This is a genomic window from Sorangium sp. So ce394, from assembly GCF_051474665.1.
Taxonomy (GTDB): Bacteria; Myxococcota_A; Polyangia; order Polyangiales; family Polyangiaceae; genus Sorangium; species Sorangium cellulosum_D.
This window is the reverse complement of sequence record NZ_CP150339.1, coordinates 9328299-9346586: the sequence shown is the minus strand read 5'-3', so window position 1 is coordinate 9346586 and position 18288 is coordinate 9328299. Positions and strand designations below refer to the sequence as shown.

Here is an 18288-nt window from a genome sequence, read left to right as displayed (position 1 = left end):
GAGGCGCGAGGCGCTCAGGGCAGGCAGAGCGCGGGGGTGGGGTGCTCGGCGCAGTACGCCGGGTCGTCCGGCGGACCGATGCGGAGCACCATGTCCTGCGAGGCGAGGCGCGGCCGCGCGCCGCAGACGTCGGGGGACGGCGCGGCCTCCGACGGCGCGCACACGCCGGCCTCGTTCGGCACGGTCCAGGCCTGGCCGGTGCCGTAGATCAGGTTGAGCGCGTAGCGACCCTCGGGCAGGCAGCCGTAGACGATCTCGATCGGGCGCCCGAACTGCCGGGCGAGCGCCTCCTCGACCCTGTCCTGCTCGGCGATGATGTCGTTGCCTTCCTTGTCCTTCGCGTGGCTTACCACGAGGACGCCGCCCCGCTCCGGCTCGGTCGGGCGCATGCAGAGCGCGGCGGGCCGGACGCCGACGAGCGCGCTGTCCCGCGGCTCGTTGAGCGGCTCCGCGCCGAGCGTGGCCGTGGTCAGCAGGTCGTCGTAGATCGTGAGCCCCTGGAGGAGCACCGCGGGCGCGGCCTGGCTGACCAGCGGATCGCCGGCGCTCTGCTTCGCGAACACCGCGATCGGGAAGAGCGCCGGGAGGAGCGCCGAGTCGGGCACGTGATCGTCGCCGTCGATCGCTCCGTCGCCGTTCACGTCCTGGCGCGCGTACGTGAGGGCCGGCGCGGGCTCGCCGCCCACCGGCAGCGAGATCGGGGGCTTCGCCGCGCTGGCGATCTCCTCGTCGGGCACGCCCGCGGCGAGCCGCAGGCGCAGGAGCGACGCCTCGGTGCCGGCGGGGTTGCCCGCGCTGAACGTCTCCAGCTGGAAGTCCGAGGCCATGACCACCTCGCCCGGGCCCTCCTCGACGCCGTCGGGCGGCGCGAGCACCTCGGCGACGTGGAAGATCGGCCGCTCCAGCGGGAGCGGCAGGCCGAGGGTGACCGCGATGCCGCCGACGCGCGCGCCGGTCGCGGGGATCGGGGCGGCGAGCGCGATCTCGCGGTACCGCGGGGCGGCGCCGCCGAGCGCCTCGGCCGCGTTCTCGATCGCGCCGCCGGCCACGTCGCCCCGGGTCGGCAGGTTGGCGATGCTGAAGATCGGATCGAAGTCGCCGTCGTGATCGTAGAAGCCGCGGACCTGGTAGGTGCCGGCGGGCAGCGGCGACAGCCGCCACGTGGCGCTCACGGTCACGGGCGGATCGTCCGGCGCGGGGCAGCGGAGCGCGCCGTCGTTCGTGAGATCGAGCGCGGCGCCCAGGCCGCCGAACAGTTCGTCGCCGGGGATCACGTCGAGGCTCGCGGCCGAGGTGCCGAGCCCCTCCGGCGGCGGCAGCAGGCGCGTGTCGAAGCCGAGCACGATCGCGGCGCCGACGACGCGGCCGTCCTTCGTGCAGGGCCGGGGGCCTGAGTAGGTCACCGTCCCGTCGAGCACCCCGGCGGGGCCGCTCTGGTCCGGCAGCGGGATGAAGACGTCCGCGTCCTCGCACCCCGGGAGGGCCGCGAGGAGCGCGCCGAGCAGGAGGAGACCGGTGCGGGGCTTGGATCCGAGCATGGAGGTGCCTAGAGCGAGTACCGGAAGAATCCCATGAAGCGCCGGCCGATGCGGTTGCCGAACGGGTGCATCTGCAGCGGCGCCTCGCCGAGGCCGTCGAGCGCGTTGAAGACGGTCGCGGAGATCTCGGCGCGGTTGTCGAGGAAGCGGTAGCCGAGGCGCGCGTTGAGCAGCGTGTACGCGGGCAGCGGGTAGACGGTGGTGGCGATGACCGTCCCCGCCGGGACCTGCTCGGCCCACGCCTGCGCGGACTGGTAGTGGAACGTGACCTCGCCGTCGACGCCGATCGGGGTGCGGACCTGGACGCCGGCGTTCACCTTGTGCCGGCTGGTGCGCTCGTCCTCCGGGGCGTTGCACCCGGCGGGGCGCTGCTGCTCCGACAGGTTGAGCGCGTAGTTGGCGAAGATGTCGAGCCCCTCGACGGGGTAGACGCGGCCGCCGAGCTCGCCGCCGACCACGTGGTAGACGTCGCACTGGTTCTCGAAGCCGCCGAAGCCGGACGTGTAGCGCCCCGTCTCCGGGTTCAGCCCCCCGATCCCCTGGGCGCGCTGCGAGAGCGTCATGCGCTGCGGCTCGGCGAGCACGATGAGATCGCTCACGCGGTTGTAGTACGCGGTGACCTCGAACTCGAAGTAATCGCTCTGCTGGTTCAGGTAGCTCGCCTCGGCGGTGATGATCTGCTCGGGGTCGATGATGACGTCGGACCGGACCGGCGGCCGCGTGGTCGAGAGGAGCTCGAGGCCGGGCAGCGCGAGCTGGATCGGCAGGTCGACGTAGGCCTCGAGCGACGTGGGCGAGCGGAACGCCGTCGAGCCGGAGAGGCGGATCGCCTGGCGGGCGGTCGGCTTGACGATGACCGAGCCGCGCGGCGACGGGATGAGCCGCTCCAGGTAAGGCACGTAGTCGAGCCTGCCGGAGGCGACCACCGTCACGCGCTCGCCGAGCTTCATCGAGTCCTGGAGGAACACGGAGCCGTGGTGCTCGATCGGCATGTCGCCGTCGAGGTAGCTCCAGTCGGTCGCCTTGAGCCGGTAGCCGAGGCCGATGTGGAAGTCGTGCGCGACGGCCGCGGGCGCGCGGAGCGTCTTCGCGAACTCGAGCTCGGCGTTCACGATGTGCTGGCGCGGCCGCCCCGCGTACAGGGTGTGCCCGAGGTACGCGGCGTTGAGCAGCGAGGTGCCGTCGAGGTACGAGTAGTACGTCCGCGCGTTGACGTTCTCGCCGCGGTACGCGACCGAGGCGTCGGTGTTGGCGACCTCCAGGTTGTAGTCGTTGAACGGGCCGATGCCGTAGATGTCGAGCTCGCTCCGGGAGTAGCCGGCGCCCACCGCGAGCTCGCGGCGCGGCCCGAGCCGCTGCGAGGCCCGGAGATCGATGCGCACGTTCTCCGCGCCGAGATCCTGGCTCTGGCCGCTCGTCTCGAGGTCGATGCGGTCGCCCGCGACCTCGCGCGTCCACCGCGGATAGCGCGTGTAGCCCGCGGACAGGCGGTACGCGAAGTCGCCTTCCCGCGCGGAGGCCCACACCGAGCCGTAGCCTTGCTGGTGGTCGCCGTAGCCCGCGCGGAAGCCGCTCTTCCCGGCGCCGGGCTCGATCGTGATGATGTTGACGATGCCGGCGAACGCGTCGGCGCCGTAGAGCGCCGAGCCTGGGCCGCGCACCACCTCGATGCGCTCGATCTGATCCACGTCGATCGAGAGCGCCTCCCAGAAGGTCGAGCCGAGCACGTCGTTCTTGACCGTGCGCCCGTTCACGAGGACGAGGAGCTTGTTCGCGAGGCGGCTGTTGAAGCCGCGCATCGAGACGTTCTCGTCGCCGCCCGTGATCTGCATGACGTCCATGCCGGCGACGCGCCGGAGCAGCTCCGGGATGCGGGTCATGCCGGAGAGCCGGATGTCCTGGCGGGTGACGATGGTCGTCGAGTTCGGGGAGTCGAGCGGGCTCTGGGCGCCGCGCGACGCGGTGATCACGGTCTCCTGGTAGACGTCCTCGGTGCGGGCGGCGCCGACGATCCCCGCGGCGTCGACGTGCGCCGCCTTCGAGGCCGGCGCGGGCGCCGGGGCCGCGGCGGCGCCGGTCGGCGCCGCGGTCCCCGCGGGGGGCTGGCCGGCGGGGGGCTGGGCGGGCGCGTCGCCGGGGGCGGGCTGGGCGGGCGCGGGCGCCTGCGGCTCGGGCGTGGGCGGCTGCCTCGCCTCCGGGGCCGCCGCGGCGCGCTGCGCGGCGAGGCGCTGCTCCAGCTGCTCGACGATCCGCGTCACCTGGTCCCGGTCCGCGGGATCGCTCGCGAGGTACTCGCGGTACGCGGCGATCGCCTGCTCGATGTGGCCGGCCTCGGCGTGCGCGCGCGCGATGTTGAAGACGACGTTCGGGTGGGGGAGGATCTCGTTGGCCTTCTGGAGCTGCCGGATGCCCTCGTCGAACTGCTTCTGGGCGATGAGGTCCATGCCTGCCCGGAAGTGGAGGCGCGCCTCGGTGCGGGCGTCGGCGAGCGCGCCGCGCGCGGCGGTCGTCGCGCCGAGGGCGACGGCGCAGGCGAGGAGCCGCCGCGCGAGCGCCGCGCCGCTGCGCGGCCGCGCGGGGCGCGGCGGGAGGGCGTCGTGGGTCGGTGCGGGCGCCGGGGCGGCGCCGTTCCGGCCGTGCGAGCAGGAATCGGGAGACGACATGAGTTCGCCCTGTCCTCATCGGGGCCGGGGGCGCGACCGCGACCCACCGGCGACAAAGGCCGGGCCGCGACGGCGATCCCGGCGAGAGCTCGGGAGCGCGGACGGCGCGGCTCCCCACATCACACCGAACACTTCATCGACGAGGGGAGCGCCCGGCGCGCCCCTCCCGCGAGCGCGAAGCCGCGCTGGTCATGACAAGCGGCTCTGGCCGCGGAGGCGCGGCGATCCTACCAGAGCGGCCGGCGCGCGTGCGCGCGCGTCAGTAGGGGTTGCTCTTGTACGGATCGGCCTTCTGGACGTTCGCCCTGGGCTTGCTCGGGGCGCCCGGCGCCGCGATCGGGGCCGGGTCCAGCCGCGCGCGCACCCTCTCCTCGGCGCCGGAGACGCGCACGATCGCGGGGCGATAGCCCGCCTTCTCGAACACGAGCTCGTGCTCCGACGCGAGCGCGGCCGCCGTCCCGCGCCAGATGATCTCGCACGGCGTCTCGGCGCAGAGCTCCTTGTTGCCTTCCCGGACCGCCGCCCCGGGCGGCGTGCTCTCGACCTGCAGCGGGCGCGCCGCGGGCGCGCTCGCCGCCGGGGGCGCCTCGGCCGCCGGGGGCGCCGCGGCCGCCGGCGAGCGCCCCGCGCCCTGCTCGCCCGCCGCGGCGCTCGTCCCTGGCGCCGGCGAGCGCGTCATGACGGCGGCGACGCCGACCACGGCGGCGAGGGCCGCGCCGATCGCCCAGGGCGCGAGCCGCCTGCCCGGGCTCGCGCCGGGCTGGGTCGACGAGAGCCCGTCGGCGTGCGGCGCCGGGCGCGCCCCGACCGGGTCGGCGCCCATCGGGTCGGCGCCCATCGGGTCGGTGCCCATCGAATCGGTGATCGACGGGGCGACGAAGAGGGGCGCCGCCGGCGGCCGCAGCCCGCTGTCGGTGGCGATGGGGGCGGTCAAGGTGACGGGCGAGCTCGTGGGAGGCGCCGAGTTCGGCGTGGAGAGGCCGGGGATGTCACCCGTCGTCGAGTACGACGGCGTCGGCGGATACGACGGCGACGATGGATACGACGGGGGCCGCGGATACGCCGGGAGCGACGGGTACGAGGGCGCCGACGGGCGGTGGCTCGCCGCGCCGGGCAGCATGGGCGCGGTCTCGCCGGTGTCCCGCGTGGAGATGCCCCCCGCGGCGAACTTGAGCGCGGCCAGGAGCTCGTTCATCGAGGAGAAGCGCTGCTCCGGGTCCTTCTCCAGGCAGCGGTAGACGATCCCCTCCATCGTCTGAGAGATGGAGAGGCTCGGGTTGTGCGCCTGCATGAGCGGGACCGGGTCGTTGACGTGCGACATCAGCGTCCCGACGCTCGCGCCCTTGTCGAAGGGCACCTGGCCCGACAGCATCTCGTACATCATCACGCCGAGCGCGTAGATATCGGTGCGCGCGGACACCCCGCTGCCGGCGATCTGCTCGGGCGCCATGTACTTGGGCGAGCCCATGAACAGGCCCTGTTGCGTCAGGTCCTCGCCGCTCTGGGTGTCCTTGACCAGCCCGAAATCGAGCACCTTCACGTGGTCGTGCTCGTCCTCGTGGTCGACGAGCAGCACGTTGCCCGGCTTGAGATCGCGGTGCACGACGCCGAGCCCGTGCGCCTCGCGGAGCGACCGGCAGATCTGGCGGGCGATGTGCGCGGCGCGCGCCTCGGGGAACGGCCCGTCCTCGCGGAGCACGCGGTGGAGGGTCTTCCCCTCGATGTACTCCATCGCGATGTAGTAGATATCGTCCTCGCTCTGGCCGTAGTCGAACACGGTGACCGTGTTCGGGTGCGAGAGCTTCGCCGCGGTCGACGCCTCGAGGAAGAAGCGCCGGTGGAACTCGGGATCGTGATCGCCCTCGTACTTGGGGCTCAGCACCTTGAGGGCGCAGATGCGGCCGAGCGGCGCCTGCTCGGCCCTGTACACCTTGCCCATGCCGCCGCGCGCGATGACGCTGACGATCTTGAAGCGGCCGTTGATGACACGCCCTAGCAGCGGATCGGGCGCGGCAGCCCTCGAGCCCCTCGCGCTGCCGGTTACCTCTGGCTGTCGGCCCTCGGGCATGTCGTGCCTCTCCTCGGGCAGCGTGAGGAGGTGAAGATTGGACACACAGCAGCCGCCTCGAAAGCAGTGTGACTGAGGCGACTCTGAGGTGTCAATCTGCAGTGTCACGATACGCGCAGGAAATGCGCGGAGATTGGTGCGCTGCCGTCCGGACGGCCGGTGAGCCGCCGCGCGGCGCGTGGGCGGCGCTTGGAGGGGCCGCCCGAGGCGGGCGGCTCAGCGCCGGACGGCGACCGCGAACAGGAACCTGCCGTCCGGCAGGGGGCCGCCGATCCAGAGGCGGTTCGCGTCGTCGGTGAAGAGGGAGAGCAGCGTGCCCGCCGTGGCGAGCTCGACGAGCGGGGCCGGGGCGCCTTCGGCGCGCATGCGGCCGCCGTCGTCGCTGGTCGCGACGGCGACCGGCGCGAGCGCCTCGTAGGTCGCGGGGTCGCTCGGCTGAAAGACGACGAGGCCCGGCGCGCCCTGCTCGGGCGCGAGGGCAGCGAGGCCCGTGCCGCTGCCCGGCAGCGAGAAGAGGGCGTCGCCCTCCGTGGGCCCGGCGCCTCGCGCGATCGCCTCGGCCGCGAAGCCGCGCGCCTCTTGCGTTCCGTCTGCAGACGGGAGCACGGCGACCACGTTGCCGCGCAGGTCCGCGGCGACGGGGCCGGAGCTGTCGCCCCACGCCGCGACGGCGTCGGGCGCCGCGCAGCTCGCGTCGCCCTCGGGCACGAGCCGCGCGTCGGGCCCCGCCGCGCCGCAGCGGTCGGCCGCATAGAGGCCGTTCGCGCCCGCCGCGGCGTCGCCGAGCGGCGACAGCCCGGTGTAGAGCAGGCGCCCCTCGACGGCGGCGGCCGCGAAGAAGCCGTTCACCTCGTAGCGCTCCGCCACCGCGCGCACCGCGCGGTCCTCGATCAGGATCAGCTCGCCGAGCGTCTCGGGGAACGCGCTGGTCCACGAGATCGCCGTCCAGTCGAAGAAGGGCAGGTCCACGGCCTGCGCGCCGAGGAAGGCGCCGTCGGGGACGCCGGCGTCGATCGTCGTCCGCGCCGCGGCGAGCTCCCCGTCCGCGCTCTCGGGCGGCGTGAGCCGCACGATCTCCGCCGCGCCGCCGGCGCCGCTCCGCGCGAACATCGGCCCGCCGTGCCGCCCCCACGTCACCGAGGCGAAGCCGATCTCCTCGTCGGTCGTGTAGACGCCGACGGCGCACCACGCGGGGTCGACCAGCGAGAAGAGCGCGCCGTGGGATCGCGCGTCCAGGCACCCGGCGCCGTCCGCGCCGCCGCCCGACGCCGCGCCGGCGCTCCCGTCCGCGTCGTCGCCGCAGCCCTGCGTGAACGCCGCCGCCGCCGCGCAGAGCGCCGCCGCGGCGAGGCGCGCTCTCCTCTGCTCCATCCAGCCGTCCCAGCGCATCGGTCCTCCGAGGATCCGCGGCGCTGCGGTCCGGTGATCGCGTCCGTCCCGGGCTCCGGGCCAGCGGGGGCGCTGCGCCGGATCTCGGCTCCGCCGGCTCGCTGGGCCGGCGCGCCTCGCGGCGCCAGCGCCGGCGCGCGCGGCGGTCCCGCCGGGCTGGCCGAGCCGCGTAAACAAATCGGCGGCCATCGTCAAGAGATCCCGGCGCCCGGGGCGTCCGGAGGGGCGATCTCGGCACAAACCAGCGGGCCGGCGGCTGCCGCCGCGCTGCGTCCTGTCTGTTCCCTAGAACGACCGTTGCGCTCGACGTTCAGATGGACGACGCTGTGCGCCGCAGCCGGTGTCGGGCACGCTCCGGTTCGCGCTCCTTTCATCCACCGCGGGCCGTGACCAAGACACCCCCTCCTCCCATCACTGCCGGAACGGTCATCAACGATCGTTACGACATCCGTCAGAGCCTCGGTAAAGGCGGCATGGGCGAGGTCTTCCTAGCCTTCGATCGCTCTACGCAGCAGACCGTGGCGCTCAAGGTGGTCCGCGAAGAGTCGCGCATGCCGGGCGACGACGAGGCGCTCCGCCAGGAGCTGCTCCTCGCGCGCTCGGTCGGCCACCCGAACGTCTGCCGCGTGCACGACCTCGCGCCGAGCCCGTGGGGCCCCATCCTCGTGATGGAGCAGATCCCCGGGCAGACGCTCCACACGCACATCCGCAAGCGCAAGGCCCAGGGCGGCTACACGGCCGACGAGTTCCGCAAGATCGCGAGCGAGGTGTGCAACGGGCTCGCGGCCATCCACGCGCAGGGCCTCGTGCACGGCGATCTGAAGCCGGGCAACGTGATGGTCTCCGAGGGCCGCGCGGTGATCCTCGACTTCGGCTTCGCGCAGGAGCGCGCGCGCGCCTCGGCGCGCCGCCCCGGCGCGCCGCCCGACGGCGGCACGCCGAACTACATGTCTCCCGAGCGGCTGCGCAACGGCGGCGCGAGCCCCGAGGACGACGTGTACGCGATGGCCCTGACGCTCTGGGAGATGTGGACCTGCCGCGTCCCCGAGCCCGGCTACAAGCCGCGGCTCAAGACGATGAAGCAGCAGATCATGTTCGACGTCCCCGCGGGCCTGTCGATCGACGAGGTGCGGCAGATCTTCCGCGGCCTCAACGAGGACCCGTCGATGCGGCCGCAGGCGCGGCACATGCGCTTCTTCAACCCGTCGCAGCTCACGACGAGCCCGATCCAGCTGCCGCGCGAGCGCCTCGATCCGGGCCCGCCGCCGGGCGGCGCGTTGAAGCTGAACTTCACGCCGGGCGCGCAGTCGCTGCTCGTGACGTACGCGACGAACGCGCCGGAGATCGTCGGCACGCTGCTCCCGCTGCACGACACGAAGCTCGCGCTCGGCCGGCGCAGCGATCAGAGCCTGTGCGTGCCCGAGGCGACCGTCTCGGGGGCGCACGCGATCTTGAAGTGGCAGACGGGCTCGTGGCTCATCGAGGATCAGGGCAGCACGAACGGCACCTACGCGGACTTCAACTACGAGCGCAAGTCGCAGGTCTCGCTGCTGCACGGCGGCGAGGTGCAGGTCGGCGAGTGCCGGATGAAGCTCGTGACGTTCGGCCCGGACTCGCCGCAGCACCGGCGCGCGAAGCAGTACCTCGCGAAGCGCGACGGCCTCACCGGCCTGCTCGTGCGCGAGCACCTGATGAAGGCGATCGACGAGGACGGCCTGTTCGCCGACTGGGCCGAGGTGCCGATGCAGGTCGCGCGCTACGAGCTGCGCGGGCCGAACCGCCAGGTCAGCGAGCGCCCGACCATCCTGGAGATGCTCGCCCTCCGGAAGGCGGCGCAGCGGGTGATCGATCTGACCGAGATGCTGCTGCTCAGCCTCACGCCCGCCGTGGCGGGGCGGACGGGGCCGCTCAAGTTCGTTGTCTCGATCGTGGGTCCGAGCATCGACGAGGCGCGCCACGTGGTCGAGCAGGTGGTCGCGCAGGTTCAGGGGATGCTCCCCGAGACGCTCGAGCTCGGCGCGACGCTGGTGAAGGGCGAGCCCGGGCGCCCTGCGCGGACGCTCATCGATTGAACCTGAACGCGTCCGATGAACAGCCGGCCTCCGTTTCCGTCCAGCCCGCCGTCTCAGCCCTCGCCGTACCGTTACCTCGGCCGCGGCGGCGGCGAGCGCCCCGTGCGGCTCCAGATCATCATCGCGCTCGTCGCGGGGCTCATCGTCGTCGCGGTGCCGCTCTACCTCTGGCGCCGCCCGAAGCCTGAGTCGATCCCGTCCGCGGACGCCGCGACGGCCGACGCCGGCGCCTACGCCTGGGACGCGGGCGCGCTCGCCGACGCCGGCGCCGCGGTGGACGAGGGGGTCAAGCTCTCGCCGTTCACCACGATCAAGTGCGAGAACCCCGGCCCGGGCACCACGCCGCCCGAGCGCTGCGACCACGTCACCTTCTTCGAGGACGCGCTCGCGCGCGCGATCCGCGACAACGTGCAGTGCGCCCCGTCCGGCAAGACGAGCATCACGGTGAGCTACGTCCTCGAGATGGACTTCCGCCGCAAGCGCACGAACCTCTACGCGGGCAAGTCGACGACGGTGAACCGCGCGAAGACGAAGGAGCTGCTCCGCTGCGTGAAGCGCGCGATGCCGACGCCCGACTGGGGGACGATCCCGCACCAGTACGTGAAGTACAAGATCAACGTCATGGCGACGTACCCTGCCAACGAGTCCTACTGAGGGGAGCGGCTCGTGCGGCGCGCATCGATCGTGCTGATGCGCTGCGCGCCCTCGCTCCTCGGCGCGCTCCTCGCGACCGCGGCGCACGCGCAGCAGAGCGCGTCGGCCGCTGACGCCGCGCCTCGGCAGCTCGAGGGCTACTCGAGCTACGAGCGCGCCACGATCGAGCGCACCCTGGCGCGTCTCGGCGCGACGCTCGATCCCACGCCCGAGGGCAAGATCGTCGAGGGGATCGACGTGGTCCCGTACGAGGTGATCGAGGACCGCGATCCCGCTCCGTCCTTCCTGAACTGGTTCCACGTGCTCTCGCGGCCGTACGTCATCCGGCGCGAGGTGCTCCTCGCCGTCGGGCGCCCCTACGAGCAGGCGCTCGCCGACGAGTCCGCGCGCAACCTGCGCGGCCTGAGCCAGGTCTCGCTCGTCCTCATCTTCGCCGTGCGGGGCAGCGCGCCGGGGCGGGTGCGGGTCGCGGTCGCCACCAAGGACGTCTGGAGCCTGCGCCTCAACTCGAACTACCGCTTCGCCGGGGGGAAGCTCGAGTACCTCTTCCTGCAGCCCGCCGAGACGAACCTGTTTGGCATCCACCACGCCGTCGCGGCGCAGCTCACGCTCGATCCCGGCGCGCTCTCGCTCGGCGTCGCCTACGCGATGCCGCGCATCGGGGGCAGCCACGTGCGGCTGCGGACCGAGCTCAACGCGATCGTCTCGCGGGAGACCGGCGCGCTCGAGGGCTCGAGCGGCGCGTTCGTGTACGGGCAGCCGCTCTACGCGACCGAGGCCGAGTGGGCCTGGGACGCCGAGATCTCCTGGCGCGACGAGGTGACGCGCCGCTTCATCGGGACGAGGCTCGCCACCTTCGACGCGGCGGCCACGCCGGACGACGATGACATCCCGTACCGCTACCGCAGCGATATCCTGGTGGGCGGCTACGCCGTCACGCGCAGCTTCGGCGGCCGCGGCGCGCCCGGCGGCGCCGGCTCCACCGTGAAGCACGACGTCTCGGTGGGCATCGAGGCGAGCCGCAGGGTCTACCGCCTCGACGCGCCCGCGGGCGTCGCGCCGGCCGCGATCGCCGAGTTCGAGGCGAGCGAGATGCCGGTGAGCGACACCCGCGTCGCGCCCACGTTCAAGTACTCCACGTACTCGACCCGCTTCTCGCGCGTGCTCGACTTCAACACGCTCGCGCTGCAGGAGGACTACCGGCTCGGGCACGAGCTCTCGATCCTGATCTACCCGGTCACGACCGCGCTCAACTCCACCCGGAGCTTCCTCGGGGTCTCCGCCGCGGCCGCGTACACCGTCGCGCTCGGCGACGGCCTCGCGCGCGCGGTGATCAAGACGATCACCGAGTTCGACCGCTCCCAGATCTTCGACGCCTCGATCGAGGCGCGCGCGCGCGTGCACACGCCGAGCTTCGGCCTCGGGCGGCTCGTGTTCGACGTGCGGCTGCTCGACCGCTACCGGAACTACCTCAACCGGAGGTCGCAGCTCGGCGGCGACACGCGCCTCCGCGGGTACCCGACGGCGGCGTTCATCGGCGAGGACGTGCTCTCCGCGAACCTGGAGCTCCGCACGCGCCCGGTCGAGATCTGGTCGTGCCAGATCGCGGGCGCCGCCTTCTTCGACGCCGGCGACGCGTTCGACGGCTACGGCGAGCTGCGCCTCAAGCAGTCGGCGGGCTTCGGGCTCCGGGCCCTCTTCCCGCAGCTCAACCGCGTCGTCATGCGCGCCGACTGGGGCTTCCCGCTCACGCGCGGCTACCGGGAGCCCGACGCGCTCCCGGGCGACATCCTCGTCACCTTCGGTCAGGCGTTTCCGATGCTCCCTGCGGACGAGTAGGCGCGCCGCGCGGCCCCTCCTGCGCCGGCGCGCCCCCCGGGGACGCCGGCGCCGCGCCCGCCACCCGCGCGCGGTGCGCCGCGAACGCCTCCCGGAGCGCGGGCGGCACCGGCTCCCGGTCGAGCGCCGCGAGCGCCTCGGCCGCCGGCCTGCCCGCGAGCAGCGCGTGCCAGGCCCGCTCGAGCGCGCCCCTGAGCCGCGCGGCGTCGTCCTTCTCCGGCTCCTTCGGCTTGCCCTGGCCGCCCGCGCCCGAGCCTCCCGCCCGCGCTGCGTGGAACGCCCGCGCCGCGCCGCCGCGATGCGTGTAGCGACCGCCCTCGAAGCCCGCGACGTCGAGGAGATCCGGCGCGATGGGATCCCCCTCGGCCACGGCGATCCGGCCGGCGAGCTCCAGCGTGCCATCGTGGTCGACGTCGAGCGCGAACCGCGGCGGCGCCGCGAGCTCGACGGCGTACCTGCCCGCGCCGAACGGCTGCACGGCCCAGATCTCCAGCGCGCCCGCCTCGTTCCTGAGCACCACGTCCGGCGCGCCATCGCGGTTGAGATCGGTCCCGGAGCGGAACGCCCCGAGCTGCTCGGTCGCGTCGGGCTCCGAGCCCGGGAGGAGCGACGGTATCAGCTGGGTCGCCTGGCTGCGGTCCGCGCGCCCGCTGTCGAGGGGCCCTGCGGCCATGACCACGCCGCGCGGGGTCGCCACGCGGACCGCCGAGGTGCGGCGCCCGATCGCGTCGTTCCCGCCGTAGCCGCGCAGCACCACCTCGCCCCCCCGGCGCCGGAGCGCGCCGCGGAGCTCGACCTCGAGCGTCAGCCCGAGCTCGGCGGCCTCCACGTCGATGGCGCGCAGGTGGGCCTCGAGGTCGGGGGGCGCGACGTACGCGGCGAGGTGCGGCCTGCGCGCGGCGCCCCAGGGAGAAACCTGATGATCGCTCGCGCAGGCGGCAACGCAGGCGGCGACCAGAACGCACGTCGTCAGCGAGAGCTTTTCTGTTACCGTTCCCTTCCGCATGCGCCTGCTAGTCGCCGACAAGATGGACCTCTCGGCTCTGGAAGAGCTCAAGGTGCTCGGGATCCAGATCGAGTCCCGGCCGGAGCTCACCCGGGACACCCTGCCGGCGGCCCTGGACGGGGTCGGCATTCTGGTCGTTCGCTCGACGGAGGTCACGGCGAAGGCGATCGAGGCCGGGCGGCAGCTCAACCTGATCGTGCGGGCCGGGGTCGGCGTGGGCACGATCGACGTGGCGGCGGCGAGCGCGCGCGGCATCTACGTGGCGAACTGTCCCGGCAAGAACGCGACCGCCGTCGCGGAGCTGACGATGGCGTTCATCCTCGCGCTCGATCGCCGCCTGGTCGACGCGACGTCCGAGCTCCGGGCCGGCCGCTGGGAGAAGACGAAGTACTCGGCGGCCCGCGGCCTGTTCGGCCGGCGGATCGGGATCGCGGGGCTCGGCGCGATCGGCCGCGAGGTGCTGCTGCGCGCCCGCGCCTTCGGCCTCGAGCCGCACGCGTGGTCGCGCTCGCTGACCCCGGGCCGCGCGGCCAAGCTCGACGTCAGCTACGCCCGGACCCTGGAGGAGCTGGCCGCCCGCTCGGACATCTTCACGATCCACCTGACGGCCACCCCGCAGACGCGCGGCATCGTCGGCCGGAGCGTCCTCGAGGCGCTCCCCGACGGCGCCATCGTCGTGAACGCCGCGCGCCCCGAGGTCCTGGACTACGCCGCGCTGGAGGAGCTCATCCCGCGCAAGGGGCTGCGGGTCGGCCTCGACGTCTTCGCCAGCGAGCCCGACAAGGGCTCGGCGCCGTTCGAGTCGCACCTCCTCGGGCGGGGGCTCGTCTACGGGACCCCGCACGTCGGCGCGCAGACCGAGCAGGCCCAGCGCGCGGTCGCCCTCGAGACGGCCCGGATCATCCGCGCCTTCTTGACGGAGGCGGACCTGCCCAACGTGGTCAACATCTGCGCGACCTCGCCCGCGCGCTACGCGGTCGTCGTCCGGATGCTGGACAAGGTCGGCGTGCTCGCGAACACGCTCAGCGTCATGAAACGCCACGGGATCAACATCGAGGAGATCTCGAATACGGTCTTCGAGGGGGCCACTGCCACGTGCACGAAGATGCGGGTCACCGGCCGGCCGAGCGAAGCCTGCCTGAAGGAGATCGCGGCGTTCGAGGAGGTCCTGCACGTGGATATCGTCGCGCTGCCGAATCTGGCGTAAGGCGGCCCGCCTCCCGGCGGTGACGCGGCGCGGCCCCGAAGGCGGGCGACGGGCGACGGACGGCGCGCGACGCGGGGAGACGAACCGGCGGGGAGATCCCCGGCGAATGCAGGAGCGGTTTGCCCGTATCCCCCCTTGCATGAAGGCCCGCATTCGACTAGGTTGTCCGCCGACAACTAGGCGGATCCGCGAGCCGGATTCCCAGTTCGGGAATCGGCTCTTTTTTTTTGGCGCAGGGGCGCCGGGCACCGTCGCTCGGGGCTCATGGCGCCGGAAGGTCCCGGATCCGCCGAGGGTGACGTCTCTCACATGCCGCAACCGATGGAGCCTACGACCAGAGCCGCGTTCGATCTCGGCCGCGTTCGCGACGCGGTCGCGCCGGTGCTCGCCTCGCACGGGGTGACGCTCGTCGACCTGGAGTGGACCACCGAGCGGGCGGGCTGGACGTTGCGGATCACGATCGAGCGCGAGGGGTCGGCCGACGCGGGCGGCGGGGTCACGCTGGAGGACTGCGCGGACGTGTCGCGCGACGTCTCCTCGGTCCTCGACGTCGAGGACCTCATACCCAACCATTACAACCTCGAGGTCAGCTCTCCTGGCCTCGACCGGCGGCTGCGGACCCCGGCCGAGTTCGCCCGTTTCGTCGGCAAGACGGCCAAGGTGAAGCTGTCGCGCCCCGCGCCGGACGGCCAGCGGCTGCTCCGGGGCGAGCTCCTTCAGGCGCCGGAGGGGCAGGTCGCGGTCCTGGTCGACGGCAAGCGGATCGAGGTGCCGTTTTCGGATGTCGTGGAGGCGCGCCTCGTCTTCGAGCTCACGACGCAGCCCAAGCCCAAGAAGGGGCAGCGGCAGGGCAAGGAGACCGCTAAGGAGTCGGGGCAGGCCAGGCGGTCCACGGGGGCGGCTCCGGGATCGGCCTCCGGGCGGAGCGAGCGCGGCTCCGAGAAGCGCAAGTAGAGAGAAGAAAGATCAGGAGACAGGGACGTCATGGCAACGATGGCAGCGATGCCGACCTCGGAGACGAGCCTCGGCAGCATCCTCGATCAGGTCGCGAAGGAGAAGGGGATCGACAAGAAGATCCTTGTCGAGACGATCGAGGCCGCGATCTTGAAGGCCGCGCAGAGCGTCTTCGGCCCGACCCGCGAGCTCGAGGCGCGCTTCAACGAGGACACCGGGCAGATCGATCTCTTCCAGTACATGACCGTGGTCGAGGCCGTGACGGAGCCGGAGCGCGAGATCTCCATCAACGACGTGGACAAGCTCAAGCTGGACGCGACCCTGGGCGAGGAGCTCGGCTTCCAGGTCTTCTGGCGCCCTGAGGACGCGGAGAAGGCGCGCGATCAGGACAAGGAGTACGGCGACATCCTGAAGCTCAAGCACGGCCGCACGACCTTCGGGCGCATCGCCGCGCAGACGGCGAAGCAGGTCCTGCTCCAGCGCGTGCGCGACGCCGAGCGCGATCTCATCTTCAACGAGTACAAGGATCGCAAGGGAGAGCTCATCCGCGGCATCGTGCGGCGGTTCGAGAAGGGCAACAACATCATCGTCGACATCGGCCGCACCGAGGGGGTGCTCACGTTCCGCGAGCAGACGCCGCGCGAGACGTACCGGCCGGGGGACCGCATCGTCGCGTACGTGAAGGACATCGATCGCGAGGCGCGCGGCCCGCAGGTCATCCTCTCCCGCTCCGATCCCCGGCTCGTCGAGAAGCTCTTCGAGGCCGAGGTCCCCGAGATCTACGAGGGCATCGTGCGGATCGTGTCGGTCGCCCGCGAGCCGGGCGCCCGCTCCAAGATCGCGGTGACGAGCCGCGACGCCGACGTCGACCCGGTGGGCGCGTGCGTGGGCATGAAGGGCTCGCGCGTGCAGGCCGTGGTCCAGGAGCTCCGCGGCGAGAAGATCGACATCGTGCCGTTCGACCGGGATCCGGCGCGCTACGTCATCGCCGCGATCCAGCCGGCCGAGGTGCACAAGGTGATCGTCGACGAGGCCGACGGGCGCATGGAGCTCGTGGTCCCGGACGAGAAGCTGTCGCTCGCGATCGGGCGCAAGGGCCAGAACGTGCGGCTCGCCGCGCAGCTGACCAACTGGAAGCTCGACATCATCAGCGAGACCAAGTTCAAGCAGATGGAGGAGGAGGCGATCTCCGCCCTCCAGCAGATCGACGGCGTGACCGAGCAGATCGCCAAGTCCATGTACCGCCTCGGGTTCCGGGCGCTGGAGGAGGTGAGCGAGGCGTCGGTCGAGGAGCTCGCCGCGATCCCGGGCCTCGGCGGCGCCGAGGCCGCCGAGCGCATCAAGTCGCAGGCGGACACCACGATGGAGCGGCTGCGGCAGGAGCGCATCCGCTCCGCGAGCTCGCGCACCGAGCCGCTCACCGACCGCGAGCGGCTGATGTTCATCCGCGGCGTCGGCGAGCGGACGGTGGTGCTGCTGGAGGAGGCCGGGTACCGCAGCGTGGAGGACGTGCTGCGGGAGGACGAGGATCGGCTGGCGATCCGCACGGGCCTCGGCATCAAGAAGGCGCGCGCCATCAAGCAGGGCGCGCGGGACTTCGTCGAGAGCGAGCAGAAGGTGCTCGATGCAGCTCGGGCGGACATCCGCCGTGCGGCGGAGGCGAGGCACGCGTAAGGAGTGGGGCAGCGCAGAGGGCCAAGGATGGAATCAGCGGTGAGCAGACAGAGCGACGCGGGTGAGCGCGAGCCCTTCGAGAAGGGGCGGATGCGCACGTGCGTCGGTTGTGGGGAGCGCGTCGGCGTCGAGGACGCCCGCGGCGCCCGTCCGCTCGTCCGGCTCATCCTCGGCCCCGGCGGCGTGATCGCGGTCGATCCGGGCGACGGCGGGTTCGGGCGGGGCGCGCACGTGCATCCGCAGCGGGACTGCCTGGCGGCCGCGGTCGCCCGGGGCCTCGCCCGCGCCGCGAAGGGGCGGGTCCACGCGATCATGGGGACCGCCGGCCCGGGCGGCCCGGGCGGCACGGGTGGCACGGGTGACGAGCGCGCCGGCGAGCCGGCCGCCCCCGGGCCGGAGCCGCTCACGACCGTCTCGCTGGCGCGGGCGATCCGGGAGGCGACGGAGCGGCGGCTCCAGGGGCTCATCCGCGCGGCCGTCCGCTCCCAGGGCGTGGCGGTCGGCGCCGATGCGGTCGTGGGGTCGTGCCAGCGGGGCGAGGCCGCGCTCGTGCTGGTCGCGTGCGACGCGGCGGCAGGCGCGGATCTGCCGGAGGTGCGGCGGGCGATCGCAGAGGGGCGCGCCGTCGCATGGGGCAGCAAGCAGGTGCTCGGCTCCCTGGTGGGCGGCCCGCGCGAGCGCGGCGTGGCGGTGATGGCGATCTCTTCGCCCTCGATCGCCGCCGCCGTCGCGCACGCGGCGCACGTCGTGGACACCTGCGCCCGCATCGAGCGGGGCGAGGGCCCCGCGGAGGGCGGGCGCGGCGGCTCCGGTCGAAAGGGGCGGGCTTCGCGCAACGCGGCTGCCCGATCCGAGGAGGGCGGGAGCCCCGAGCCGCAGAAGGCCGCGCCCGGCCCTGCCGGCCCGGCGCCTCGCCGCGGCCGGGGGAGGGCGGGGGTGGACGTCGAGCACCCCAGGCCTTCCGCTCGGCCGGCGTCCGAGGGGGGCGGGGGACAACCTGGCAGCCCATCGGGCGAGCTTGCTGGCCGCGAGGCGCGGTTGGCGTCAGAAAGTGGGTCCGGTCGGCTTCTTGCAACCGCGCCGGGGACCGGGGAAGGCGGCGCGGTCGGGGGCAGGGCGGCGATGTCCGGTTCTACCGGACGCGCCTCGACGGTGGACAGAGTGGCCGCAAATCGTCGCCCGCGCGGATGGGTGAGGCGGATTGGTTAACGTGGAGCGAGGTGC

Annotated in this window: 12 protein-coding genes; 7 read left to right on the top strand and 5 right to left on the bottom strand. The window is 73.2% G+C overall.

Annotated features, from left to right (window positions below; all coding sequences use genetic code 11):
* Positions 1–14 precede the first annotated feature (14 nt).
* From WMF33_RS34385 to WMF33_RS34370, 4 genes are all read right to left on the bottom strand, one after another.
* Entirely contained in the window at positions 15–1538 is a 1524-nt protein-coding gene (locus tag WMF33_RS34385; RefSeq protein ID WP_437332586.1) for a hypothetical protein, read from the bottom strand.
* Positions 1539–1546: 8 nt separating this feature from the next.
* The gene (locus WMF33_RS34380; protein ID WP_437332585.1) at positions 1547–4201 is read right to left on the bottom strand and encodes a TonB-dependent receptor domain-containing protein; all 2655 of its coding nucleotides are present in this window, start codon (positions 4199–4201) and stop codon (positions 1547–1549) included.
* A 259-nt stretch (positions 4202–4460) separates the two neighbouring features.
* Entirely contained in the window at positions 4461–6314 is a 1854-nt protein-coding gene (locus tag WMF33_RS34375) for a serine/threonine protein kinase (protein ID WP_437332584.1), read from the bottom strand.
* 171 nt (positions 6315–6485) lie between these two features.
* Positions 6486–7658, bottom strand: coding sequence for a hypothetical protein (locus WMF33_RS34370; protein WP_437332583.1), 1173 nt, complete (start codon positions 7656–7658; stop codon positions 6486–6488).
* Positions 7659–8044: 386 nt separating this feature from the next.
* Between WMF33_RS34370 and WMF33_RS34365 the strand changes: the two genes are divergently transcribed.
* Genes WMF33_RS34365 through WMF33_RS34355 form a run of 3 tightly spaced genes read left to right on the top strand, consistent with a single transcriptional unit; the run spans position 8045 to position 12223 of the window.
* Positions 8045–9730 carry an FHA domain-containing serine/threonine-protein kinase gene (locus WMF33_RS34365; RefSeq protein ID WP_272826330.1) on the top strand — a complete coding sequence of 562 codons (1686 nt, stop codon included), beginning with the start codon at positions 8045–8047 and terminating at the stop codon, positions 9728–9730.
* A gap of 15 nt (positions 9731–9745) precedes the next feature.
* Positions 9746–10384, top strand: a complete 639-nt coding sequence (locus WMF33_RS34360) for a hypothetical protein (protein WP_061628246.1) — start codon at positions 9746–9748, stop codon at positions 10382–10384.
* 12 nt (positions 10385–10396) lie between these two features.
* Positions 10397–12223, top strand: coding sequence for a hypothetical protein (locus tag WMF33_RS34355; RefSeq protein WP_437332582.1), 1827 nt, complete (start codon positions 10397–10399; stop codon positions 12221–12223).
* On the opposite strand, the gene WMF33_RS34350 is transcribed toward WMF33_RS34355, so the two are convergent.
* The gene (locus WMF33_RS34350; RefSeq protein WP_437332581.1) at positions 12180–13229 is read right to left on the bottom strand and encodes an FG-GAP repeat domain-containing protein; all 1050 of its coding nucleotides are present in this window, start codon (positions 13227–13229) and stop codon (positions 12180–12182) included. The two genes, WMF33_RS34355 and WMF33_RS34350, sit on opposite strands and share 44 nt — an antisense overlap.
* Positions 13230–13251: 22 nt before the next feature.
* On the opposite strand from WMF33_RS34350, the gene WMF33_RS34345 reads away from it, so the two are divergent.
* The 4 genes from WMF33_RS34345 (at position 13252) to WMF33_RS34330 (ending at position 18273) form a co-directional block, all read left to right on the top strand.
* Positions 13252–14436 carry a phosphoglycerate dehydrogenase gene (locus WMF33_RS34345; protein ID WP_437332580.1) on the top strand — a complete coding sequence of 395 codons (1185 nt, stop codon included), beginning with the start codon at positions 13252–13254 and terminating at the stop codon, positions 14434–14436.
* A gap of 321 nt (positions 14437–14757) precedes the next feature.
* Complete coding sequence (gene rimP, locus WMF33_RS34340) at positions 14758–15390, top strand: ribosome maturation factor RimP (RefSeq protein WP_437332579.1); 633 nt, start codon at positions 14758–14760, stop codon at positions 15388–15390.
* 30 nt (positions 15391–15420) lie between these two features.
* Entirely contained in the window at positions 15421–17064 is a 1644-nt protein-coding gene (gene nusA, locus WMF33_RS34335; protein ID WP_061622027.1) for a transcription termination factor NusA, read from the top strand.
* 39 nt (positions 17065–17103) lie between these two features.
* Positions 17104–18273 carry a DUF448 domain-containing protein gene (locus tag WMF33_RS34330; RefSeq protein ID WP_437332578.1) on the top strand — a complete coding sequence of 390 codons (1170 nt, stop codon included), beginning with the start codon at positions 17104–17106 and terminating at the stop codon, positions 18271–18273.
* Positions 18274–18288: the final 15 nt, after the last annotated feature.